Raw genomic sequence first — 1,199 nt, 5'->3', positions numbered from 1 at the left:
AATAGCTATTATGATTTATTGAGATTGTTCCTCACTCAAAATGGTGTGAATAATGGAAAAGGTAGGGTATCTTCTAAAAAATTAAGCAAGTACAAAACAGAACTTTCAGGGCTGAGGCCTAAACTTTATTATGATCAGGGAGTTTGGGAAAATGGTATAAACTTCAATCCAATGAAATCAACTACCCAAATGGTATTTCGTGATGTGTCATATATTGAAGCGATACGTAATTTGGTGTTTAGTACAGGGGCGTATATTGATGTATATTTCAATAAGTATGGTGTACTTCAAATAGAACCATTCAGCAAGGAAGATTGGTTACAAAGCGGAATATATTTGACAACTCCTGAACTTGCAAGTAGCAAATTCAAGTTTGACACCACCAACATTATCACCGGAGTTGTTGTTAATTCTCAAGACAGTTTAAAGAAAGGACACAGCTATTCAAGTGAAAAACTTGTTAGGCTGGATTTAAGTGCCTTTTTTGGTAATTTAACAACAACAATTGATAATCCAAACAAAACTACTGCTACAAAAACCTCCTCTTCTAAAACAGTTTCAAGTAAAAAATCAACCAATACAAAACAAAAAGAGGGATCTGGAATTACTGTTTTTATGAATATTGATAATATTCATTCTAAATCAAGAGATATGAAGTTAATGAAGGATATTGGTAAATATCTTAAAAAAAGAGGTTATAAGGTTGAAATTGGTGGTATCGGACCAAGTTACCATTATTCTCAAATCAATCGTGTAAAAAAGAATGGAATCTATATGTGCATTTATGGCGGTGCATGTGCTGGAACCTTAAAGGAGCACTGGTCTTCCAATCACTATAAAAGTGTTCTCAAAAAGAAAAAGGCAAAAATGGTAGTGGCATTCTTATCACCACCAAGTACAAATATTCACAATTTAAAATGGCTGCCTCGTGCTCATGATGACAATTTTTCACCTTCAAGTTTCAGAGGCGTCAGCAATCCTGAAAAACATCTTTTAAATGCTGGTGTAGGTGTTGTCATTGGTAAAAATGCAAAGGAAATTGCTTCCAAATTCCCTAATTTCAAAACTTCTGATAAAAAAACAACTAAATCTACAAAGAAAACTAAAACAACTCCAATTTCCACAAATACTGCCATGTCAATTAATAATGAAATGGCTAGTGCCAGAAACAGATTAAGTGACAGTATTCGTGATTTATT

General features: G+C 33.3%; 1 protein-coding gene. It reads left to right on the top strand.

Annotated elements, in window-relative coordinates; genetic code table 11:
* Window positions 1–45 precede the first annotated feature (45 nt).
* Window positions 46–1,199 (top strand): hypothetical protein (locus E7Z81_RS11945; RefSeq protein WP_292748136.1); only part of this gene is annotated, 1,154 nt, incomplete at its 3' end.

Source organism: Methanobrevibacter sp., assembly GCF_015062935.1.
In the GTDB taxonomy this organism is placed as follows: domain Archaea; phylum Methanobacteriota; class Methanobacteria; order Methanobacteriales; family Methanobacteriaceae; genus Methanocatella.
Note: the sequence above shows the minus strand (reverse complement) of the source record. Positions and strands in the feature narration are given on the sequence as shown.